General features: G+C 67.5%; 10 protein-coding genes. 6 read left to right on the top strand and 4 right to left on the bottom strand.

The annotated features are described in order from the left end of the window. Positions 1-474 precede the first annotated feature (474 nt). From AC4OR5_RS10280 to AC4OR5_RS10305, 6 genes are all read left to right on the top strand, one after another. Positions 475-9096 carry a Tc toxin subunit A-related protein gene (locus AC4OR5_RS10280; RefSeq protein WP_033870572.1) on the top strand — a complete coding sequence of 2874 codons (8622 nt, stop codon included), beginning with the start codon at positions 475-477 and terminating at the stop codon, positions 9094-9096. Between the two features lie 36 nt (positions 9097-9132). Further along, on the top strand, positions 9133-10968 hold the full coding sequence (locus tag AC4OR5_RS10285; RefSeq protein ID WP_003142476.1) for a hypothetical protein: 1836 nt from the start codon (positions 9133-9135) through the stop codon (positions 10966-10968). A 12-nt stretch (positions 10969-10980) separates the two neighbouring features. Next, positions 10981-11511 carry a hypothetical protein gene (locus AC4OR5_RS10290; RefSeq protein ID WP_023131811.1) on the top strand — a complete coding sequence of 177 codons (531 nt, stop codon included), beginning with the start codon at positions 10981-10983 and terminating at the stop codon, positions 11509-11511. Between the two features lie 27 nt (positions 11512-11538). Beyond that, complete coding sequence (locus tag AC4OR5_RS10295; protein ID WP_023131812.1) at positions 11539-12378, top strand: hypothetical protein; 840 nt, start codon at positions 11539-11541, stop codon at positions 12376-12378. Positions 12379-12464: 86 nt separating this feature from the next. Beyond that, positions 12465-13529 carry a phosphotransferase family protein gene (locus tag AC4OR5_RS10300; RefSeq protein ID WP_003142483.1) on the top strand — a complete coding sequence of 355 codons (1065 nt, stop codon included), beginning with the start codon at positions 12465-12467 and terminating at the stop codon, positions 13527-13529. Next, positions 13526-15787 (top strand): lanthionine synthetase LanC family protein, encoded by a 2262-nt coding sequence (locus AC4OR5_RS10305; RefSeq protein ID WP_003142485.1) that lies wholly within the window; start codon positions 13526-13528, stop codon positions 15785-15787. Before AC4OR5_RS10300 ends, AC4OR5_RS10305 begins: the two co-directional genes overlap by 4 nt. 55 nt (positions 15788-15842) lie before the next feature. Here AC4OR5_RS10305 and AC4OR5_RS10310 read toward each other — a convergent pair whose 3' ends face one another. The 4 genes from AC4OR5_RS10310 to AC4OR5_RS10325 form a co-directional block, all read right to left on the bottom strand. After that, entirely contained in the window at positions 15843-17285 is a 1443-nt protein-coding gene (locus AC4OR5_RS10310) for an aldehyde dehydrogenase family protein (protein WP_033960645.1), read from the bottom strand. Positions 17286-17306: 21 nt separating this feature from the next. Beyond that, complete coding sequence (locus AC4OR5_RS10315) at positions 17307-18944, bottom strand: GMC family oxidoreductase (protein ID WP_003132203.1); 1638 nt, start codon at positions 18942-18944, stop codon at positions 17307-17309. Positions 18945-19048: 104 nt separating this feature from the next. Beyond that, positions 19049-19981, bottom strand: coding sequence for a LysR family transcriptional regulator (locus AC4OR5_RS10320; protein ID WP_003088848.1), 933 nt, complete (start codon positions 19979-19981; stop codon positions 19049-19051). Positions 19982-20017: 36 nt separating this feature from the next. Next, entirely contained in the window at positions 20018-21154 is a 1137-nt protein-coding gene (locus AC4OR5_RS10325) for an SRPBCC family protein (protein WP_010895600.1), read from the bottom strand. Positions 21155-21221: the final 67 nt, after the last annotated feature.

A 21221-nucleotide genomic window follows, 5' to 3' on the forward strand; every position in this document is an offset into this window, starting at 1 on the left:
GCTGCGGCGGCGCATGCAGTTGAAAAGTTGTCACGCAACGTATTCTTTTTCGCTGAATATCGGCAATCGAACATCTGTCCGAAAATACCGCGCCAAGTGTTTTTTCATATATCGATTGTGAACTAGCCAGCGCGCACTTATCGAAATCCGGGGTGGTGATCGACAAGAGTTTTCTACATCTATCCGGTTCATACGGTTCTTCCCGAAGAACTGCCGCGACCTCTTCTAATGCCTAGGTTGTATGCCTTTTTACTAGCTATCAACACCGACTAGTGCGCCCCCTCGTCCGCCTGGCTACGGTGATTCCAACGCGCACGGAACCTCTCGCACATGGAGCAGTGAAGGATGATAATCGCCGACTCCTCATTATCCGATTTTTTCCTGAAAAACCCCGACTTCGATATAAGAAAGTTTGATTTCATCGCGAATAAGAGTGAAGCGCCGTTCAAGTCTCTCTCTGTCGATTCGGAAACATTGGCGAAGCTGGAAAGTTACCAGCGCCTGTTCGAACTCAGCGATAGCCAGCATGTCGTCCATACGCTCCGGGAAAATGGTTTCCACAGTGCGCACCGGATCGCCGCGCTGCCGGCCAGCCAATTCGTCTCGCGCATGGAGGGCCTGCTGGGCGAGAAGCAGGCCGGGCAGATCCACGCCCGGGCGTTGGACATCAAGCAACGGGTCGTCCATCTATGGGCGAACCTGCTGGCGTCGCAACCCGGTTCCGCCTTCGCCGGTTCTCGCGGGCGAACGGTCGACGAACAGACCCTGGGCGAGATCCAGGCGCTGCCCAGCTACCAGGACATGTTCGGCAACCAGAACTATTGCCAGTGCGAGGCATGCAAGTCGATCTTCGGACCGGCGGCCTATTACGTCGACATCATGCGGATCACCGACCGCTATGTCAGCACGGTCAACGCCGCGGCCATTCCCGCCGGCTACGCGCTGGCGCAACGTCGGCCAGGACTGTTCTCGCTGCCGCTGAGCTGCGCCACCACCAACGACCTGCTGCCGTACCTGGAAATCGTCGATGAAATCCTCGCCGAGCGGGTTTGCCGGGAATCCGGGGAAAGCGACGTGGATTTCTACCTGGCGACCACCGGCTATCCCTTCATGGTCCCGGACAACCAACCGCTGCGGCGGATACGGCTGATCCTGGAGAACCTCGACCTGAGCCTGGCGGCGCTCTACGCCACGACCAGCGGAATGCCCAGCGAAGATCCGCAGGCCCTGGCCCGCGAGCTGCTGTGGTTGTCGCTGGAACAGACCGCGTTCGTCACCACCCCGCTCACCGACAGCGGCGAACTACAAGCTGCCTGGGGCCTGCGCGAGGCCGGGCTGGACAGCCTCGCGTGGCTGAGCGCGTTCTCCCGGCAGTCCGGGCTTTCCCGCGCCGAGGTGACCGCGCTGACCCAGCAGGAGCTGACCCCCGCCGAACTCGCGGCCGGACTCGCCCACCGCTTCTGGTTCAATCTAAGCCTGGCCAGCGGGCAGTCGGTGCAGATCCTTCTCGGCAGCAGCGAGCCCGATACGCTGGACAACCTCGACCCGCAGACCCTCGATGCGCTCAACCGCTACATCCGTCTCAGCCGCTGGAGCGGCATCGGTTTCGCCGACCTTGGCTACGCGCTGGACGGCCTGGGGATCGTCACGCTGGACGACGCGGCCTTAGGACGCCTGGCCACGGCCCGTGGCGTGGTCCAGACGCTGGCCTGGAGCTGGGCGCGGGCGAGCGCGCTGTGGGCCGCCATGCCGACCAGCGGGCGCTACGACGCCGACAGCACGGAGTCGGTATTCGACCGTGTCTGGAACGCCCCGGCGATCCGCGGCGATGGCCGGATCTACCACCCCAGGGACGACACCAACCCGCTGTACCAGGATCCGGTGGTCGACTGGCTGATCGCGGACTCGACCACCAGCGACGCCGCGTTCAACGTTTCGCGCCTGCGCGCCGGCCTGCAACTGGATTCGGACGACCTGGCCACGCTGGCCGGCCTGACCTTCCCTGACCAGGACAGCGTGGCGCTCGACGTCGCCAACCTCTCGACGCTCTATCGCGTCGCCGCGCTGGCCCGTGCCTGCGAGCTGGAGATTGCGGCGTTCGGCCAGGTCGCCAGTTGGCTGGAAGTAGACCTCGGCCAGCCACTGGAGGCGGATGCCGTCTCGCTGATCCTGTTGTTTTCCGCCTGGCTACAACAAACCGCCCTGGATATCGAGCAGATCGCCTTCTTCGTCGCTGCCGACGGCTCGCCGGACAGCGCCGGGGGCGTCGCCTTGGCTTATGCCGACATGCAGGTCATCTGGGCGCAAGCCACCGGCGTACTGTTCGGCCCGGCCGTGCTGCTCGGCGACAGCGTCGACGCCGAGCGCGCCGCGGAAATCTATACGGCGCTCCTGGCGTTGTCGCCATCGCCATTGCTGGAGGTCGGCGAAGACTACCGGCAGCATGTCGCCAACGCACCGCCGCCGCCCCTGGCGCTGGTTCCCGTGCCGGTCACGGCAGCGGCCCTGCAGGGCTTGCGCGAGCCGCCGCTGGGGCTGAGCGAAGCGGAACTGCAACAGGTGCTCGCTGCGTTGAACGCAGCCAACGCGGCGCAAGCCGAAGTCCTCGACAATGGCCTGGCCGGCCCGCTCGACAGCGCCCCCTCGAACGTCGCGGCGCTCGGCGCGCTGATCGCGGCGCAGCCCGGGGCAGCCGCCTGGATCGCCAGCCTGCTGCGTCCGAGCGCCGCCGAAGGGGAGCAATGGGACGCCATCGCCGCCAGGCTCATGGAGTTGCTACGCCTGCAGATGGCCTGCGGCACGCTGGGGCTGGCCGACGCCGTGATCGTCAGCGTCCGCGAACGGCCAGCGGTGTTCGGCGTCGACCTCGCCGGGCTGTTCGCCCTGGGTACCCTACACGCGCTGCAACGCTACCTCGACACCCGCCAGCGCCTCGGGTTGAACGACGAGCTTTACCTCGCCTACCTGGCCATGCCCGCCGACGCCGCTTGCCAACTGGGCGGCAAGGCGGCGGCGTTGTGCCTGCTCGCCGGCTGGTCGCGGGCCGACCTTTGCGGCGTGATCGCCTGCCTCGGCGCGACGCCGGCGCTGTACTCGGACACCGAGGGCCTGGCACGGCTATGCGTGACCTTCAACCAACTCGGCAAAGGCGGCTTCGGCAGCGCGGCCTACCGGAGCTTCCTCGAGAGCCGCCAGTGGGCACTCGACAGCGCCAACGGTGTCGCCCACTGGCAGGCTTGGGGCACGCTCGCCGACTCGACCGAAGGCGCCGCAGCGGCCTTCTTCGGCAAAGCCTGGGCAGAGCGGCGGGCGGTGATCCTCGCCACACTACTGGAAGCCCGCCGCGATGCCCTGGCACCGACCCTGCTCTGGTACTTCCAGCTCAGCCATCCCGAGATCGACACGCCGGACCGGCTCTCGGGCTACCTGCTGATCGATGTGCAGATGGGGGGCACCAACCAGACCTCGCGCGTGGTGGAAGCCACCGCGGCGGTGCAGATGTACCTGAACCGCGCGCGCGCCAACCTGGAGCCCGGCATCGAGCAGTTGCCGATCCCCGAGGTCTGGTGGGAATGGTTGACCACCTATCGCATGTGGGAAGCCAACCGCAAGGTGTTCCTGTACCCGGAGAACTACCTGGTGCCGACCCTGCGCTCTTCCAGCACCCGCCTGTTCCGTGCGCTGGAGTCCGACCTGATGCAGGTCGACATCACCCCCGAGCGAGTCACCGACGCCTACCGCAACTACGTGCAGGGACTCGACCTGCTGGCCTCGCTGCAGTTCGTCGATGCCTTCCGCTGTACCGTAGTCGACCATTACCGCGGCGACATCGACACCCTGTTCCAGTTCGCTCGCACCAGCACCGAACCCTACGAATACTACTGGGCCAAGCAGGAACTGGACGCCAGTTGGTCGCAGTGGTCGAGCATCGACGTCACCATCAAGTCGCCCTACGTCACCCCGGTGTTCGCCTTCGGCCGCCTGTTCGTGTTCTGGGTGGAAACCAGCGTGGTGTCGAGCACCGCCATCGAAACCCAGGGCAGCGACACCCGCTCGCAGAACAGCGTGGTGTACAAGGCCGCGATTCGCTACAGCTTCATGGACGCCAACGGCAACTGGGTCGGCGACCAGACCCTCGAGCCGGAACGGGTGGTCTATGCCGAGCCGAATAACGTCAAGCTCTCGCCGCAGTCGGGCTATGGCCTGTTCGAAATGAACAACCTTTTCTGGCAGAAGTGCAACGTGCAGGTCTACTCGCAGCGGGCGCCGATCGGCCCGGCCAGCGACGTGCGCATCGACGAGAAGATCGTCGTGCTCTACGGCCCGTTCCTGGAGAACAGCTCCAACGGCACGCCGCTCGATATCCCCATGCCGACGCTCGACGCCCAACGCAACCCGGCGGTTTTGCAGTTCGAACTCGATGCCTACCGTCGCGGGCGGATCGTCAACCAGGCCATCGCTTCGGGAATTCGCGGCGAGGTCTGCCTGCGCGAGCCGAAGGTGCTCAACCGGGAACTGCAGCGCGACTACCTGTTCACCCGCACCGAGTTCCTCAACTTCACCGACAACTACTCCACCGGTGTCCCTCCCACGCTGCGCCCGCTGTACGACTACGCGATGAACCGGCTGCATGCCCAGCCGACCCTGAACCTGTTCCGCACCAACTATTACGGCGACTGGAACAACAGTATCGACACCGCGTTGCTGAAAAGCCGGGTCGACGCCGGGCGCCTGAAGTTCAAGGGCGTCGAGGACGCCGGCGCGCAACAGATCGTCGCCGACCTACTCGGCGCCGGTTACCTGGCGGCGGCGAGCGGCGGAAGCTACACGGTGCTACCCGGGTTCACCGGCAACGCGGATTTTCGCTTCCTGCTTGGCGGCGCCGACAGCCGCGACGACCAGATCATCCGCCAGTGGACCAAGCAGCGCCTGCTGGTGGCCAGCATCGAGCAAAGCACGGTGCGGTCCGCCACCTTCCTGATGACCGCCTTGAACGACTACGCCGCCAGCCAGGCGCTGACCGATCTCAAGGCCGCCGCCTTCCTGGATGCGCAAGGCTACGTGGCGCCCGGTTTCAGCTCGCGCTCCGACCTGTCGCAGATACTCGACGGAGCGCCCGACCATGCCTCGATCGAGTTCACGCTGCGCAGCATCCTCTTCGTCGCGATGGGCGATCCGCTGCTGCTGGGCACCCTGGCCAACCGTGGCTGCAGTACCTACGTGGTGAAGAACCAGCCTTCGCTGTTCGTCGGCAATATCGGTACGGAAAGTTACCTGGTCACCCCGCTCACCGAGCGCGGCCCGTGCCTGAACAGCGTGGCGCGGGCGGTCGGCATGCAGACCGTGCAGTCGGTGACGCGGGACTCGTTCATCAGCAACGACATCAGCCCGGCGGAATCGTCGACAGTCTTCGACCAGTTGCTCGGCAACGGCATCATCGACTCGCTGGGCCGCTTGCTGGAACCGTTCCGCGGCGACGAGGACCTGTCCTTCCTGTTCGCCGCGGAGCCGGCGCAGAGCCGTCAGATCAAGACCGCCCAGGTCCGGGTGGTGCTCATCGACCTGCCGACCATGACTAGCGTTTCCTACTACGCGGAAAACGACGAAGTGATCATCACCGACGCCAGCTTCGTACGCATGGGCATCTCGCCCGCCCAGTCCAAGCAGGTGTTCGATACCCTGACGCAGCGCAACGTGATCGGGCCGCAGGGCTACATCTCGCCGAACTACGACCCACGCAACGACCTCGCCGACCTGTTCCCCGAAGAGCCGCCGCAGAAGGCCGCGCTGCTCACCGCGGATGTCGCCGTGATCCTCGACGGCTACTTCGACAACACCTGGCAGCGCGGCATCCAGGATCTCTACTACCGCTTCACCCGCCTCAGCACCGGCGCCGTGCCACGGCTGTCCACCGCGTTGCAGGTCGGTGGAGTGGACGCCCTCCTCAACCTCGAGCAACAGCAGGCACCCGTCGTCCCGCAGGTGCCGTTCAGCAGCTACGGCCCGGGCGAGCGGGTCCAGCCACCGCCCTACGGCGACGCGACCCAGGTCGACTTCAACGGCGTCTACGGGGTGTATTTCTGGGAGCTGTTCTTCTTCACCCCGCGGCTGATCGCCGACGCCCTGTTCCAGGCCGGCGACTTCAAGTCGGCGCTCTACTGGCTGCAGTACATCTTCAATCCGACGCAACGGCTGAGCGAACTCTCGCCGGCCGACTTCGTCACCCCCGACATCGATCAGCGCCAGGCCACGGAAGCCTTCACTGCGCTCAAGAACAACGGCGTGATCACCGAGGACAACCAGGTGGCGCGCGACTACAGCAGTCGCACCGGCCTCGACTACCTGTTCCCGACGGTCAACGACCCGTTGCTGCGGACGCGAATGATCGAGGAGGTACGCAACGTCCTCTTCAATCACCAGACGGCGGGACTGGCCGGACAGTTCTGGCGCTTCCAGCCGTTCCGCAACCATACCCAGCAGGCGTTGCTGGAGACCCTCACCAGCCCGGTGCAGATCGCGGTCTACAACAGCGACCCGTACGATCCCTACGCTATCGCGCAGCTGCGCATAGGCGCCTTCGAGAAGGCGACCTTCTGCAACTACATCGACGTGCTGGTCGGCTGGGGCGACAGCTTCTTCCAGCGCAAGACCCGCGAGTACCTCAACGCCGCCTATCTGCTCTACGTGATGGCCAGCGACTTGCTCGGCCCGCGTCCGGAGCCGGTCGGTCCCTGTAGCGACCAGTTGCCGGTGACGTTCCAGGAGATCCTCGACCGCTACCAGAACGATCCGGACGGCATCCCGCAGTTCCTCATCGACATGGAAAACCTGTTCGCCGCCCGCGGGCGGAACGCCGAAACGCTTCCGCCGATGGCCGGCGGCGCGGTCAACGAGGTCGATGCGCTGTTCTGCGTGCCGCAGAACGAGATGCTCCTGGCGCGCTGGGACACAGTCGAGGACCGCCTGTTCAAGATCCGCAACAACCTGGACCTGGACGGCAACCCCTTGTTGCTGCCGCTGTTCGCCGCGCCTATAGACCCGATGGCGCTGGTGCGCGCGGCGGCGGCTTCCGGCTCGAACGGCGGCTTCGCGCCGCTGGCGAGCAAACCGCCGACCGCCCAGGTGTTCCGTTTCCCGACCCTGATCGGCAATGCGCGGGCGGTGGTCGGCGACCTGCAGATGCTCGGCGCGGAACTCGAACAGGCGCTGGTTTCGCAGAACGGCGAAGCGTTCCAGATCCTGCAGTCGACCCATGAGCAGCGCCTCGACCAGGCTCAACTGCTGGCCTACCAGCAGCGCAGCAACGGCGCGCAGTCTTCGCTGGAAGCGCTGCAGGCCGGCCGCGCGGTTACCGAGCAGAGGCGCAAGTACTACGCCGACCTGGTCTCCGACGGCATGATCGCTGCCGAGATCCTTTCCATCACCTTCGGCCTGGCGTCGCGCATCGCCAGCTTCGCCGCCATCGGCTTCGAGACCGGCGCGGCGATCTTCGCCATCGCGCCCCAGGTGGGTTCTCCGTTCGCCATGACCTATGGCGGCCAGCAACTGGAGCTGGGCCTGCATCGTACCGCCGGCTCGCTGAACCAGGCCGCCCTGGTCTTCGATACGGCCAAGGACCTGACCGACAGCGCCGGCCAGTACCAACGCCTCAAGGCCGAGTGGGAGCAGCAACGCAACGAAGCGGAAAAGGAACTGCTGCAGATCGACAAGCAGATAGCCGCCGCCGAGGCGGAACTCGCCTCGGCCAAGGCCGACTACGCTGCGCACCAGGTCGCGATGGACAACGCCAAGGCCCAGCAGGCCTTCCTGCAGGGCAAGTTCGACAACCAGGACTACTATGCCTGGCGCGTCAGCCGTGCCTCGGCCCTCTACTACCAGGCCTACCAGCTCGCGCTGAACTCGGTGGACGCGGTGCAGAGCAGCCTGCAATGGACCCTGGCGAGCACCGAGAACTACCTTACCGCCGATCCCTGGGACCCCGGCCATCGCGGACTGATGGCCGCGAACAGCCTGAACCTGGCCCTGGACCGCATGGAGTTCGCCTATTCGCAGAAAGATATCCTGCGCCAGGAGATCACCAAGGAGATCCGCCTCTCGCAGATCGACCCGGCGCAACTGATCCAACTGCGTGCCACCGGCGTGGCCGATATCCAACTGAGCGAGGCGCTGTTCGACTTCGACTTCCCCAGCCACTACTGCCGGCGGGTCAAGACCCTGGAGATCAGCCTGCTGCCGCTGGACGAGAGCGGCGAGGTCGAGGAAGTCCACGCGATCCTCACCCAGACCGGCAACAAGATCCTGCGCCTGCCGACCTCCGCCGGCCTGCAGTACATGCTCGACGGCAGCGGCGATCCGGGCGACGCGGTCTGGCAGGACTGGCGCGCCAACCAGACGGTCTCCCTGAGCCGGCGCGCGCTGGCCGACGGCGCCTTCATCGAATACTTCGGCGACGGCGAGAAGCTGCAGCGCTTCGAAGGGACCGGCGCAGTATCCCACTGGCGCTACCAGTTGCCGAAGAACACCAACCCGCTCGACTTCTCGGCGATCGAGGACCTGGTACTGACCTTGCGCTACACCGCGCTCGACGGTGGCGCCACGTACCAGCGCAGCGTCGAGAAGGCGCTTTCCGGACCGCGCTACAGCGCAGCGCTGATGCTCAACCTGGCGACAGGCTACGAGAGCGAGTGGACGGAATTCCTCGAGGACACCAGCTCGGCGGACAGCCAGACCCTTGCGTTCGACCTGGCCGCCGGCCTGTTTCCGTCCAACGCCAGCGACCTGGTGGTGGACGAGGCGATCGTCGCACTGGTGGTCGCCGACGGTATCCGCCTGCCCGCCTCGGCCCGCTTCATGGCGCTCACCGCCGGCGTCCAGCCGGCGAAGAGCATCGCCAGTAGCGGCCTGGCCGGCCAGGTCGAGTACGCCCAGATACCCCAGGCAGAGATCATCGGGACATGGCGCCTGACCTTCGACCTGAAGGCTATGAAGGCCAGTCCCGAACTGGCCCGTCTGCTGGACTCGACGGGTCACATCGACGGAGACGCGCTGTTGAACGTCTTCCTATCCGTGCAATTCACCGCTGCCGTTTTCAAGTGATTGCAACGATCGGCGTTAACCAAGAGGGATCGTGAAATGGCTTATGACGCATGTCAGGTAAACATTCCGCCCGGCACCACGCTGTGTACCGAGAACCACTGCAGCAGCTTCCGGGAAACCTCCACCATGGCCAAGTACTGCAAGTGCATCGGCTGGGACGGCCAACCCATAAAGGACTGCACGCCGCAGGGCGGTTCGTTCCCGGTCGAGGCCGGCGAGTGCTACAACAGCGCCACCGGACAGCGGCTCAACATCACCATGAACGCTTGCCAGGACATGCGCGACCAGGACCGTAACTGGAGCTGGCGCGCCTGCTACTGCTGCTGCTCGTGTTTCGCCTGGGGCACCCGGATCACCGTCGCCGCCGATACCTACCGCTCGGTCGAGACGATCGGCCTGGACGATCCGGTGCTGACCACCCGGGTCCGGGTAGTCGGCGGCAAACCGGTGCTGGACTGGGTTTCCCGACCGGTGACCTTCTCCGACGGCATGGCGCCGGCGGAGAACCAGACCGCCGTGCTGCTGCAGTACGGCGTGGACGGAGAACTGGTGGTGACGCCGGACCAGCCGCTGCTGATGGCCGACGGTAGCCTGAAGACCGCTGACCGCGTGACCACCGACGATCACCTGGTCGATCTCCACGGCGAACCGGTGGCGGTCACCGCAGTGGTGCTCGGCAAGCGCACGGTCGGTTTCCATTCGCTGTCCGCCCAGCAGTTCGAGAGCGAGGAAGAGCCCGGCTGGTTCCTCGAAACCAACGGGGTGGTCGCCGGCGACCACATGGTCCTGGCCATGCAGGACTCCGACGGCATCGCCGCGATGTTCGCCAAGGGTCACGACGCCCTGCCGAAGATCGGCACCGACGGCTATGCCGAGAACGCCCGCGACGCCGTGTCCGCCTCGGCGGCGCTGGGACGTGGCGCGCACGAGATCGTCTCGCTCAACTTCACCCCGCTCGACGAATTGCTGGCGGTGCAGTCGCCGGTACCCTACGGTGCGACGCCCTACGTCACACAGAAGCAGGCGCGCGATATCGCTATCAACGGCACCTACCGCGGCCTGACGGAAACCTTCCTGACCAACGAGTTCAGCTATTTCTCCTCGCTGTTCAAGGCGTTCTATCCGCACGTCAACTTCTTCCTCAACTGGGAAGATCTCAACCCCAACATGTTCGCCTTCAATGCCTACGGGCAGCAGACGGTCTACCTGTCCGGCCAGCTACTACGCCTGGAAGGCATGTTCAAGCAGGGGCTGGCGATGCTGATGGCCCAGGGCGTCGCGCGCTTCCTGCCCAGCGGCAACAGCAACGACTCCGGCCTGCTGTGCACCGGACCCGCCGACTACAGCGGCGCCAACCAGGTCCTGCAGACCCTGTTCTACGGCGAATACATGACCTGGGCGACGGAAGGCTACCGTCAGGTCCGCTACCTGTTCAGCCTGATCGACCCGGAAAACCAGGTGGGCCAGGAAGTCTGCTCGACGCCGTCGATCCCCTGCCGTCTGGAAACCATCGATGCGGCCATATCCGGCTTCCCGCTGCCGGCCTGCGCCGGCGGTCCGGTTCCAGGCGCGCTCAAGCTGGAAAGTGCGGTCTGGACCAGTTACGAGGACGCGTTGGCGATCAGGGTCGACTTCAACCTGCGCCTGCGCGAATCCAGCGCGCTCAACCCTCGCCACTACACCTTCAGCGGCGAGCCGCACATGGACGTGATCATCGGCCTGGTGCAACTGGACAGCCGCGATCCGTCGCTGGTCTGGCTGCTGATCGACGGCGACCAGCCGGTGGCCGGGCTGACGCTGACGGTGAAGGACGTCATCGCCGACAACGGCTCGACGCTCGATCCCGCCGCGACCAGTGTGCCGGTGCTCTGAGGAGGACAGTCGATGAACGCTCAACCCATGGAAAGCGAAGCCACACAGGAGCGACTCTGTAGCGAGTTCGGCGAGTTGCTCGGCCTCGACAGCCCGGTGTCGGTGGATGTCCTGAACGCAGCGCTGGCCAGCGAAAGTTATGCGCGCAGCCTGCTGAGCAGCCGGCGAACGCCGCAAATGCTGAAGATGCTGCTGGCCTCTCCGCCGCAACGGGCGGTCCGCAAGGCCGAGTTCGGCACGCTGGAGCTGTTGCAGCGAGGCAGCCGGGCGCTGCTCGCCTGGTCGAAGACCGGGTTCTCCACTACCGACCCGGTGGAGCGCCAGCAACGAACCGATGCCTGCCTGGCCTGCCCCGACCGCCGCGCCGCGGCCGGCCATCCGTTGCACGCCAGCCGTTCGGACCTGGGCGTCTGCGGTCTGTGCGGTTGCCCCTTGTCACGCAAGGTGGCGATGACGTCGGAAACCTGTCCGGGACAATTGGCCGGCGAGCCCTCGCGCAATCGCTGGGGCCAGACCATCGCCGTATCGCCCCTGCAGGCATAGCACCCCTCAATGCGAAAGGACTATGGCATGACACAGCAATCATCCCAATCGGCCAGCGCCACCCTCGGGGTCGCCGGCCTCCTCTCGGGGCAGCTCCTCGGGAACAATCTCGACATGACTCTCCAGGCCGCGGCCGGTGGCGACAAGGACGGCGGCAAGGGGGGCGGTGGCAAGGGCAGCGGTGGCAAAGGCGGTGGCGATCAGCCCAGCACCAAGGCCAAGACCTGCAAACCGACCCGCAATCCCTGTTGCAAACCGACCAAGCCGCCACAGTGCAAGAGCCAGCCGCAGGTTCCCGGCACCCAGACCAAGACCTGCAAGCCAACCCGCAACCCATGCTGCCGGGCCAGCGAAGAACTGGTCGGCGACACCGAGGCGGTGCTGGCGACCCAGGCCAAGACCTGCAAGCCAACCCGTAATCCGTGCTGCACGGGTGACGACGAGGTCGACCAGGTCCGCGGCACCCAGACCAAAACCTGCAAGCCGACGCGCAACCCTTGCTGCAAGGGCGCCGACGAAGGTCCGGGCGAGCTTCCTAGCACCCAGGCCAAGACTTGCAAGCCGACCCGCAACCCATGCTGCACGGACGACGACCAGACCGATCAGGTCCGCGGCACCCAGACCAAGACCTGCAAGCCAACCCGCAACCCTTGCTGCAAGGGCGCCGACGAAGGTCCGGGCGAGCTTCCTGGCACCCAGGCCAAGACTTGCAAGCCGACCCGCAACCCGTGCTGCAGGTTGGGGACCGACGGTCCGCTGACGGCGACCGGCACCCAGGCGAAAACCTGCAAGCCGACGCGCAATCCGTGCTGCAAGCCGACCCGCAAGCCCCGTTGCTCGATCGAATCGGAGGTCGATGACGAGTAGCGCTCGCCACGAGCGCAAGCGGACGCCGCGCGGGGTAATCGATACCCGCGCGGCGCCTTCCTCCGGAGTCCCTGTGGAGTCGCGACGTGATACTGACCCGTCACAACACCCTGCTGTTCCTGCTCAATCATCGACTGCTGTCCATCGAGGACCTGGTCGAACACTGTATTTCCGTACGTAACCGTAGCCAGCGCAATCGCGGCTTCAGTGTGACCTGGCGGAATGGCCAGGGCTACTACGTCAAGCAGCACCAGCCCGACGCCGGCCCGTGGGAAGCGTGCTCCAGCGTGGTCAACGAAGCTCGTGTGCTGGACCTCCTGGACGGGATTCCAGGTACTCCCGCCTTGCGCCTGTTCGATCCGCAGCGGCAGGCACTGGTGCTCGACTGGCAAATCCACCCGGCTTCCTGCGCCGAACGCGCGCTGCGCGATGGCCTGCCTTGCGTCGACACCGCCGCGCTGCTCGGCGGCGCGCTGGCGAAGCTGCATGGACGGTTGGCCACCCTGGGTCGCATGGATGGCAATGGACGGCCGTTCTCGGCAGAGCCACCCTGGGTCCTGAGTTTCCGCCGCCTACATCCGCTCGCCGGGGAAGATCAGAGCTGGGCGCAGGCGCGCCTGGTCGCGCTGATCGGCGAACAGGGCGACATCCTGCCCGAGCTGACCGCGCTCGCTGGCGCCTGGCCGACCGGCCAACTGATCCATGGCGACATGAAGTGGCAGAACTGCCTTTTGCGCGCTACCGAGACGGAAGGACCGCCGTGCGTCTTCATCGACTGGGAAATGGCCGCCCTGGGCGACCCCCTGTGGGATCTCGCCGGTCTGGCGCAGTCCTGGCTGAAGGCCTGGCTGGACGCCCTGGAGGTACTGCCCGGCGACGACCAGCAGGCGCTCACCGCCCGCGGCGCGGAGGCGTTCGCTGTCTATCGGCCGGCCCTGGCCGCGCTATGGAACGCCTACCTGAGCGGCCACTCCGACAGCTCTTCGGTGCGTTTCGCCGCCTTGTGCGGGGCGCGCCTGATGCAGACGCTCTATGAAGACTGCGCCGACGAGGAACATCTTTCGAGTGTCCACCTGCTGCTCCTGCAACTGGCCAGCAATCTGCTGCAACGGCCCGCGGAGGCCGCCACCTACCTGCTGGAGACCCCATGAACGCACGTACCGCCCCCGAACATCCCTGGTGGGAGCGACTCGCCCCGCTGCTGAACGACCTCAGGTGCGACGCGCACGGCCACCTGCACGTCGATGGCAGGATCTTCGCCCCGCATCTCCGGGCCCAGGCCGCGGACTCGCCGGCGACCCACGACGACCCGCGCGTGGCGCAGCTCCAGCAGCATCTCTACCAGCGCTACTACGCGGGTCTCGAAGAGACGCCCGACGCCTCTCCTCCACTCTGGCGGCCGGCCCCCGGCACGCCATTGGTTTCCGGCCCCTGGCAGGTGCTGGAGCAACTGGCCGACGGCGCGCTGGTGGCCACCCGAGGCCCCCTGACACGCCGGCTCGAGCCGGGCGAGTATCTATTCGAGGGCGCTCCCGCGCGGGCCCGCCGGCATGACCTGGTGTCCCGCCAGCGGTCACGCTGGAGCGAACGCCTGGACCCGGCGTTTCTCTATCTGTTCGGGGCGGCCGAGTCCGACGCTTGCAGCGACGATGCCATGCTGCGCTACTACTTCGCCGTGCGGCCCGAACGCCTGGGCGACCTGGTCGTGCTTATACGACAGGCGCTGGACCGCGCGCAGCTGCCATTCAGCCTGAAATATCCGCTCCAACCGGCGGCCCTGCTGCGCCTGGACGCCGTGGTGCTCTACGGTTGCGCGCGCCACGCACGGCAACTGCACGCCACCCTGGCCAGCCTCCGCTCGCGGCTGGCCGAGCTGTTGCGGCCGGTCCAGGCCCTATGGACCCAGGCGTTGATGCCCGGACTCGGTTTCGCCCAGGACCCGGACGACGGTCTCAGCTTCGGCGAGAGCCGCTGCCGCGCCCTGGCTCGCGGGATGCTCGACGCCGCCCTGGCTGCAAGCGGCACCCCTCTCACGGCGATCCGCGAGCGTTTCGTCGCGGCGGGAATCGACTGGCACGCGCCCCATCTCGAGGAAGACGAGGACGATCGCTTCGGCTTGCGCCAGCTGCGCTTCGCGCCGCCACAGCAGCGCGTGGCGGCGATCACCCCCGCTCTGGCGGATACGCGGCTGTGGCGGGAAACCCTGGCGATCGGCAACCAGTTGTGCGCCGAGGCGCTGTGGTACGGCCCGGCCTGTACCTGGATCGGCGACGACGCCGACGACGAAAACGGTCGCCTGGACGCGTTCACCCGCAGCATGAACGGCAACCTGTATGACGGAACCCTCGGTGTGGCGGCCTATCTTGCCCGCCTGGCCGGCTGCAGCGGCGACCACCTGCACCGCGAAACCGCCGTCGGCGCGCTCTGGCATGCACTGCGACAACCGGCAGCGGTTTCCCTCGGTTTCTACGAAGGTCGGCTCGGCATCGTCGCCCAAGGCCTGGGCATTGCCCGTGAGCTGGACGAGGCGCCCTTGCTCGCGGCCTGTCTGGACGCCGCCGGGCAGTTGCTGGAGCGACTGCCGGAGGACACCGCCGACAGCGACCTGATGCACGGCCTCGCCGGCGCCGTGCTCGGCCTGCTGGAGCTGGCGCGCCAGGCGCCGGCGCTGGCGGAGCACGCCCGGCAACGCGCCTGCCGGTACGGCCGGCGACTGATCGCCCTGGCCAGCAAGACGCCCCACGGCTGGCATTGGCCGGCGGACGACCAGCCCCTGGGCCTGTGCGGACTGTCGCACGGCAACTCCGGCATCGCCCTCGCCTTCGCCGCGCTGCAACGTGAGGCGCCGACGCCGGACTGGCGGGAGGCGTTGCGGGGCGCGCTGGATTACGAAGGTTTCTGGTACCTGCCACGCCAGCGCAACTGGCCCTACCTGTTCGCCGAGGACGCCAGCAGCTTCGATGACCGCCCGCAGAACTGCGGCATGGCCTGGTGCCATGGCGCTCCGGGCATCGCCTTGGCGCGCCTGGCGCTCTGGCGTCTCGGCGGCGACCGCGCGATGCGGGAGCAGGCCCTGGCCACTTTCGCCACGGTCGCCGAGGACCTGCAGGCCGGCCACGGCCGATCCGGCGATAGCTACAACCTGTGCCACGGTCCGGCAGGCAACGCCGACATGCTGCTGGATGCCGCTCACTATCTGGCGCAGCCGCACTGGGAACGGCTCGCCAGGGACGTCGCCAGGCGCGGCGTAGCGCAACAGGCGGAGCGCTGGCGGAGCGGCCTGGGAGTCGCCGACGGACATGCCCAGGGGTTGATGCTAGGGCTCGCCGGGACCGGCTACTTCCTGTTGCGTTGCGCGCTCGGCGAGCCGTCACCCAGCCTGCTGCTGCCACCCGGCCTGCTATCGTGAAGACCTTCGGGGAAAATCCTGGAAATGGCGACGAGCAGGACCGTCGCCGCCCGTGTCAGGCCGTGGTCAGGCTGATGTGCTTGTACTCGACGAAGTCGTCCAGGGCGGCGACCCCGTTCAGCCGGCCGAGGCCGGACTGGCGGTAGCCGCCCTCCTCGAATTCGTCGTAGACCTTGGCCCAGTCGTTGATCCACACGGTGCCGGCGCGGATCTTCCGCGCCACCCGGAAGGCACGCGCGACCTCGCGGGTCCAGACCCCGGCCGCCAGCCCGTACTCGCTGCGGTTGGCCAGGGCGACGCCCTCCTCCTCGCGGTCGAATACCTGCAGGGTCAGCACCGGTCCGAAGGTTTCCTGTTGCACGATGTCCAGGTCCGGATCATCGACCTCCAGCAGGGTCGGACGGTAGAAGGCGCCGGCCGCCAGCTCGCCCTCGGTTACCGGGCCGCCGCGGACCACCACCCGCGCGCCGGCGGCGATGGCCTGGCGTACGGCTCGCTCGACGCGCTCGACGTTGGCCTTGTCGATCAGCGGCCCCATGTCGCTGCGCGGGTCCGCCGCCGGCCCCACGCGCAGGTTTTCCAGGCGCTGCGCCAGGCGTTCGCGTAGCCGTTCGGCAACGCCGCGCTGCACCAGCAGGCGCGAACCGGTCATGCAGAACTGCCCGGCGAACACCGTCAGCGACTTCTCCAGCACGGGCAAGGCGGCGTCCAGGTCGGCGTCGTCGAACACCAGGTGCGGTGTCTTGCCGCCCAGTTCCAGGCCGAAGCGCTTCAGGTGCCGCGCGCCGGCGGCGGAAATCGCTCGGCCGGTGGCGCTCGAGCCGGTGAAGCTGATCACCGGCACCTCGGCCGCGTCGATCAATCGCCGGGCGCCTTCGGAACCCGATTCGCTGAAGATGTTCACCGCCCCGGCAGGCAGCGACGGCGCTTCGGCGATGATCCGCGCGACCAGGGCGTTGGTCTGCGCGGTCTGCCCCGGCATCTTCACCACCGTGGTGGTACCGGCGGCCAGCGCCGGCGCCAGGGAGCGGATCATCAGCACCACCGGTGAATTCCACGGCACGATGATGCCGGCGACGCCCATCGGCTCGCGCAGCACCAGCGACACCACATCGGGGCGCGGCGTGCCGCTGGCGCCCCGTTCGCTGCGCGCCAGGCCGGCGTAGTAGCGCAGCTTGCCCGGCACCATGCCGACCTCGAAGGCAGCCTCGGGCTTGATCTTGCCGTTCTCCAGGGCAAGCAGGTCGATGAGCGCATCGGCATGCCGCTCGAAGGCCGCGGCGATTTCCTCCAGGGCTGTCGCGCGCAGCGCGTGGTCGTCCTTCCAGGGACCATCTTCGAAGGCGCGCACAGCGGCGGCGATCGCCGCATCGGCCTCGGCCCGCCCGCCGTCGGCGTAGGTGCCGATCGGCTGGCCGCTGGCCGGGTCGAAGGATTGTCCCCGCTGCGCGGAATCGAGCCATGCGCCGTCGATCCAGTGTCTGGCGTGTCCGTTCATCTGCAAGTTCTCCTGGGTCGGTCAGGCGATGCGCTGCGCGAGGTGCTCGGCAACGGCGATGGTGGTGATGTTGGTGGCCACCGAAATGGCATCGGGGAAGATCGAGGCGTCGATCACCCGCAATCCTTGCAGGCCATGCACCCTGCCCTCCAGGTCGACCACCGCCCAGCGCTCGCCGGCACGGCCCATCGGCGCGCTGGAGGTCGGGTGGTGGTAGGTATCGAGGGTGGCGCGGATCGCCGCTTCGATCTGCGCATCGCTGCGTGCCTCGGGCCCTGGTCCGAGTTCGGCGTGGATCAGCCCGGCGAGCGGTTCGCTGCGGCCTATCCGGCGCGCCAGCTTGACCCCTTCCAGCAACCGCGCGCGGTCTTCGGCCTCGGCGAGGAAGTTCAGGTCGATCAGCGGCGCGACGGCCGGGTCGCGGCTGGCCAGACGCACGCTGCCCAGCGATTGCGGCCGGGTCAGGGCCACGGCGAGGACGAAACCGACCCCGGTCGGGCTCATTTCGGCGGGGAACAGGTGGGTGGCGGTGATGTGCAGGTCCAGCTCGCCGTTCTGCGCCCGCGAGCTATGGGTCCAGAGCTTGGCGCCGATCACCGGAGACTGCGCGCCGATGCGCTCCGGCCGGGCGGCATAGGCGTTGTAGTAGAACGGATGGTCCTTGAGCCGGCGGCCCACCGGCAAGTCGGCAAGCAACGGGATCGACAGCGCCTTCAGCTCGTCGGCCGGGCCGACACCGGAGCGCAGCAGGATCGCCGGGCTGCCGTAGGCGCCGGCGCTGAGGATCACTTCGCCGGCGTGGATTTCCTCGCCGGAGGCCAGGCGCACGCCCACCGCGCGCTTACCTTCGAAGAGCACCCGGTCGACCAGCGCGTCGCCGCGGATCGACAGGTTGGCGCGGCCGCGCACGGCGTTGTCGAGATAGGCCATGCCGGTGTTGACGCGCACACCGTTGACGACATTCATCGGGTACGGCCCGACGCCGTTGGCGTCGGCGCCGTCGAAATCGGCGATGGCCTTGAAACCGTTGGCCAGGGTGGCGTCGACGAAGGCCCTCTGCATCGGCGAGAGATCGGCGCGGCTCAGTTGCCGCACCGGCAGCGGTCCGTCCCCGCCGTGCAGGGCCGGGTCGCCGCCCTGGCGGGTCTCCAGGCGGCGGAACGCCGGCAGCAGGTCGTCGTAGGACCAGCCCGGCAGGTTCCAGCGGGCGAAGTCTTCGCGCCGCGCGCGGATCGCCACCGCGCCGTTGATCGCCGAGCTGCCGCCGAGGACCTTGCCGCGGATCGCATGGATCGGATGCCCGATCGCCCCCGGTTGGGACTGGTAGCCCCAGTCGCTGGCGGGGTCGCCGCCGACGCTGTCGCTGCTGGCGATGATCCTGGGGTAGTCCCAGGCCGGATAGGCCTGGCCGGCTTCCAGCAACAGTACCCGGCGGTCGCCGCGCTCGCTCAGGCGCCGGGCGAGGACCGCGCCGGCGGAGCCGCCGCCGACGATCAGCACATCGATCCTGCCGCCATCGAAGGCCTTGCGGGGCGTTTCCGCCGTGGCGCTGGCCACGCCGGGCGCGCCGCCGAGCAGCGAGCCCAGGGCGAGCGCGGCGGAGCCGGCGACGGTCTGCGCCAGCAAGGTGCGGCGCGCCGGGTTTTCGGGTTGGTGCATGGGGTTCTCCCGTATCCAGATCGATTGACGGGAGCAACGCTATGCCCGGCGCGCCCTCGGCGACAGACAGCGGAAGGCGAACCGCTGGTTCGGTTTTTCCGAACTCAGCCCGGCGGCAACAGGCCACGCTCGATGAGCGCGCGGTCCCAGGGCGCCGGATCGCCGATTTCCTCTTCGAGGAACTGGCCGAGGACGAGGATCTTCCGGGGCGTCCGTTGGGTCTTGCGGTAGACCACGGAAACCTGCCCGCCGTCCGGCGAGTAGCCAGGCAGGACCGGCAGCAGCTCGCCGGCCAGCAAGGCATCGGCGGCCAGGAAGCTCGGCAGGATCGCCAGGCCGAGCCCGGCGCGCGCACCTTCGAGCAACTGGTGCCCGGAGTCGGTGCGCATCCTCACCCGGATGCGGAACGAGGCCGGTTCGCCGTCCACCGGCAGACAGAGCATGCCGCCGGGCTCGCGGTTGTAGTAGACCAGCCCGTCGTGCGCCTGTAATTCCTCGGGATGCTGCGGCACGCCATGCCGCGCCAGGTAGTCGGGACTGGCGCAGAGCAGGTGGCGGTTGGCGGTGATCGGCCGCGCCACCAGGCAGGAGTCGTCCAGCCGGCCCATGCGCAGGGCCATGTCGAAGCGCGGTTCCTGGAGGTTGACGAAACGATCGTCGGCCTGCACGTCCACCCGCAATTGCGGATGGCGCTCGGCGAAGCGCGCCAGCAGCGGCGCCAGGTAGCGCGGAGTGAAGGCCAGCGGCGCGGAGAGGCGCAACTGGCCGCGCAGGTCGTCGTCGGCGTCGAGCACCGAGGCTTCCGCCTGCTCCAGCTCCTGTAGCAGGCGGCAGGCGTGTTCGTAGTAGGTGCGACCGGGGTCGGTGAGGCTCAGCGGCCGGGTGCGGTTCAGCAGCACCCGGCCCAGGCGCCTCTCCAGTTGCTGGATCCGCTGGCTGACTTGCGACTTGGTGGTGCCCAGGCGGCGGGCGGCTTCGGAGAAGCTACGGGCGTCGACCACGCTGACGAAGGTGGTCATTTCGGCAAACTTGTTCATCGGTGTCCTTCTGCGATCCGCCCCCGCGGACCCCGATCATACGCTTTCCGCCGCCGCTATCCGCGCCTCGGCGACCCGACGCAGGCGGTGCATGGACTCCTCCGACTCGCGTTCGATGCGACGGCGCAGCAGGAACAGGTTGGCCAGGCGCATCGACCAGCCGTCGAAGCGGTATTCCAGGGTGCGCACGAAGCGGGTGCCGGCCGCGCTCGGCTGGCATTCGTAGCTCAGGCGCAGGTGCAGCCCCCGGTCGCCACGGGCGTTGGCGCGCCACAGGTGTCCCGGCTGGTACTCGACCACCGTCCAGGACAGGTGCCCGGCGCGGCCGCCGGCGTGGATGTCCTCCTCGAAGCGCGCGCCGGCCGGCAGCGGGCCAGCGGCGCCGTCGACCCGCAACGACGAGGGATGCCATTCCGGCCAGAGCCCCGGGCTGGCGGCGTAGGCGAGGGTCGCCTCGGGCCCGCGGGCGATCTCGATTCGGTGCTGCATGCGGGTCATGGCGTGCTCCTCGGCGGTTTCCGCTTCCCAGTGGAGGGTACCGTAGCACCAGTCCATCAACGGGAAGACCAGGTTGAAGTTGTGCGTCTGCATCAGCTCGCGACGGTGATGCAGTTCGTGCAGGCGGCGCATGTGGCGGATCCACGGCAGACGGCTGAGCGGATGCTCCGGCGGCAGGTGTTCGCAGGCGTGGAAGATCTCGTAGCTGAGGTAGCCCAGCAGCAGGGTCGCGGCGAACAGCGCGGCGAGGTTGTCGTTCAGCAGGCCGAGCAGGCTCCAGGCGAGCAGCGCGCCGAGGCTGAAGACCACCACCAGCCAGGCCGGGAACAGGATCACCCGCCAGTCGCGTGCCTGTTCGTAGCGCATCTGGCCGGCGACGAAGAAGCTGTGGTGGTCGCCGGTATGGCGCTTGTAGAACATCCGCCCCAGCGGGTGCTTGTGGTGGCCGAGGGACTTGTGGATGCGGTACTCGCCCCAGTTGAAGAACACCAACGCGGCCGGCACCGTCAGCCATTCCAGCAGGCTCGGCTGCTCGAGCCGGGAGAGGAAGAAGACGATCCAGGCGCCGCCGTAGGCGAGGACGAAGCCGGCGTGCAGCCAGGGGTTGTAGCCGGGCCGGATGGCCGCGCGGTACTGCTGGCGAAAGGGTTGGGGATCGAAGGACATGGTCGGCATCTCGCGTGTGATTGTTATTGGCTGGGCCGCGAACCGGGCCGATCCGCCGGGGCGGAAGGGCTTGCAT

This window comes from Pseudomonas sp. YA1, assembly GCF_058680555.1.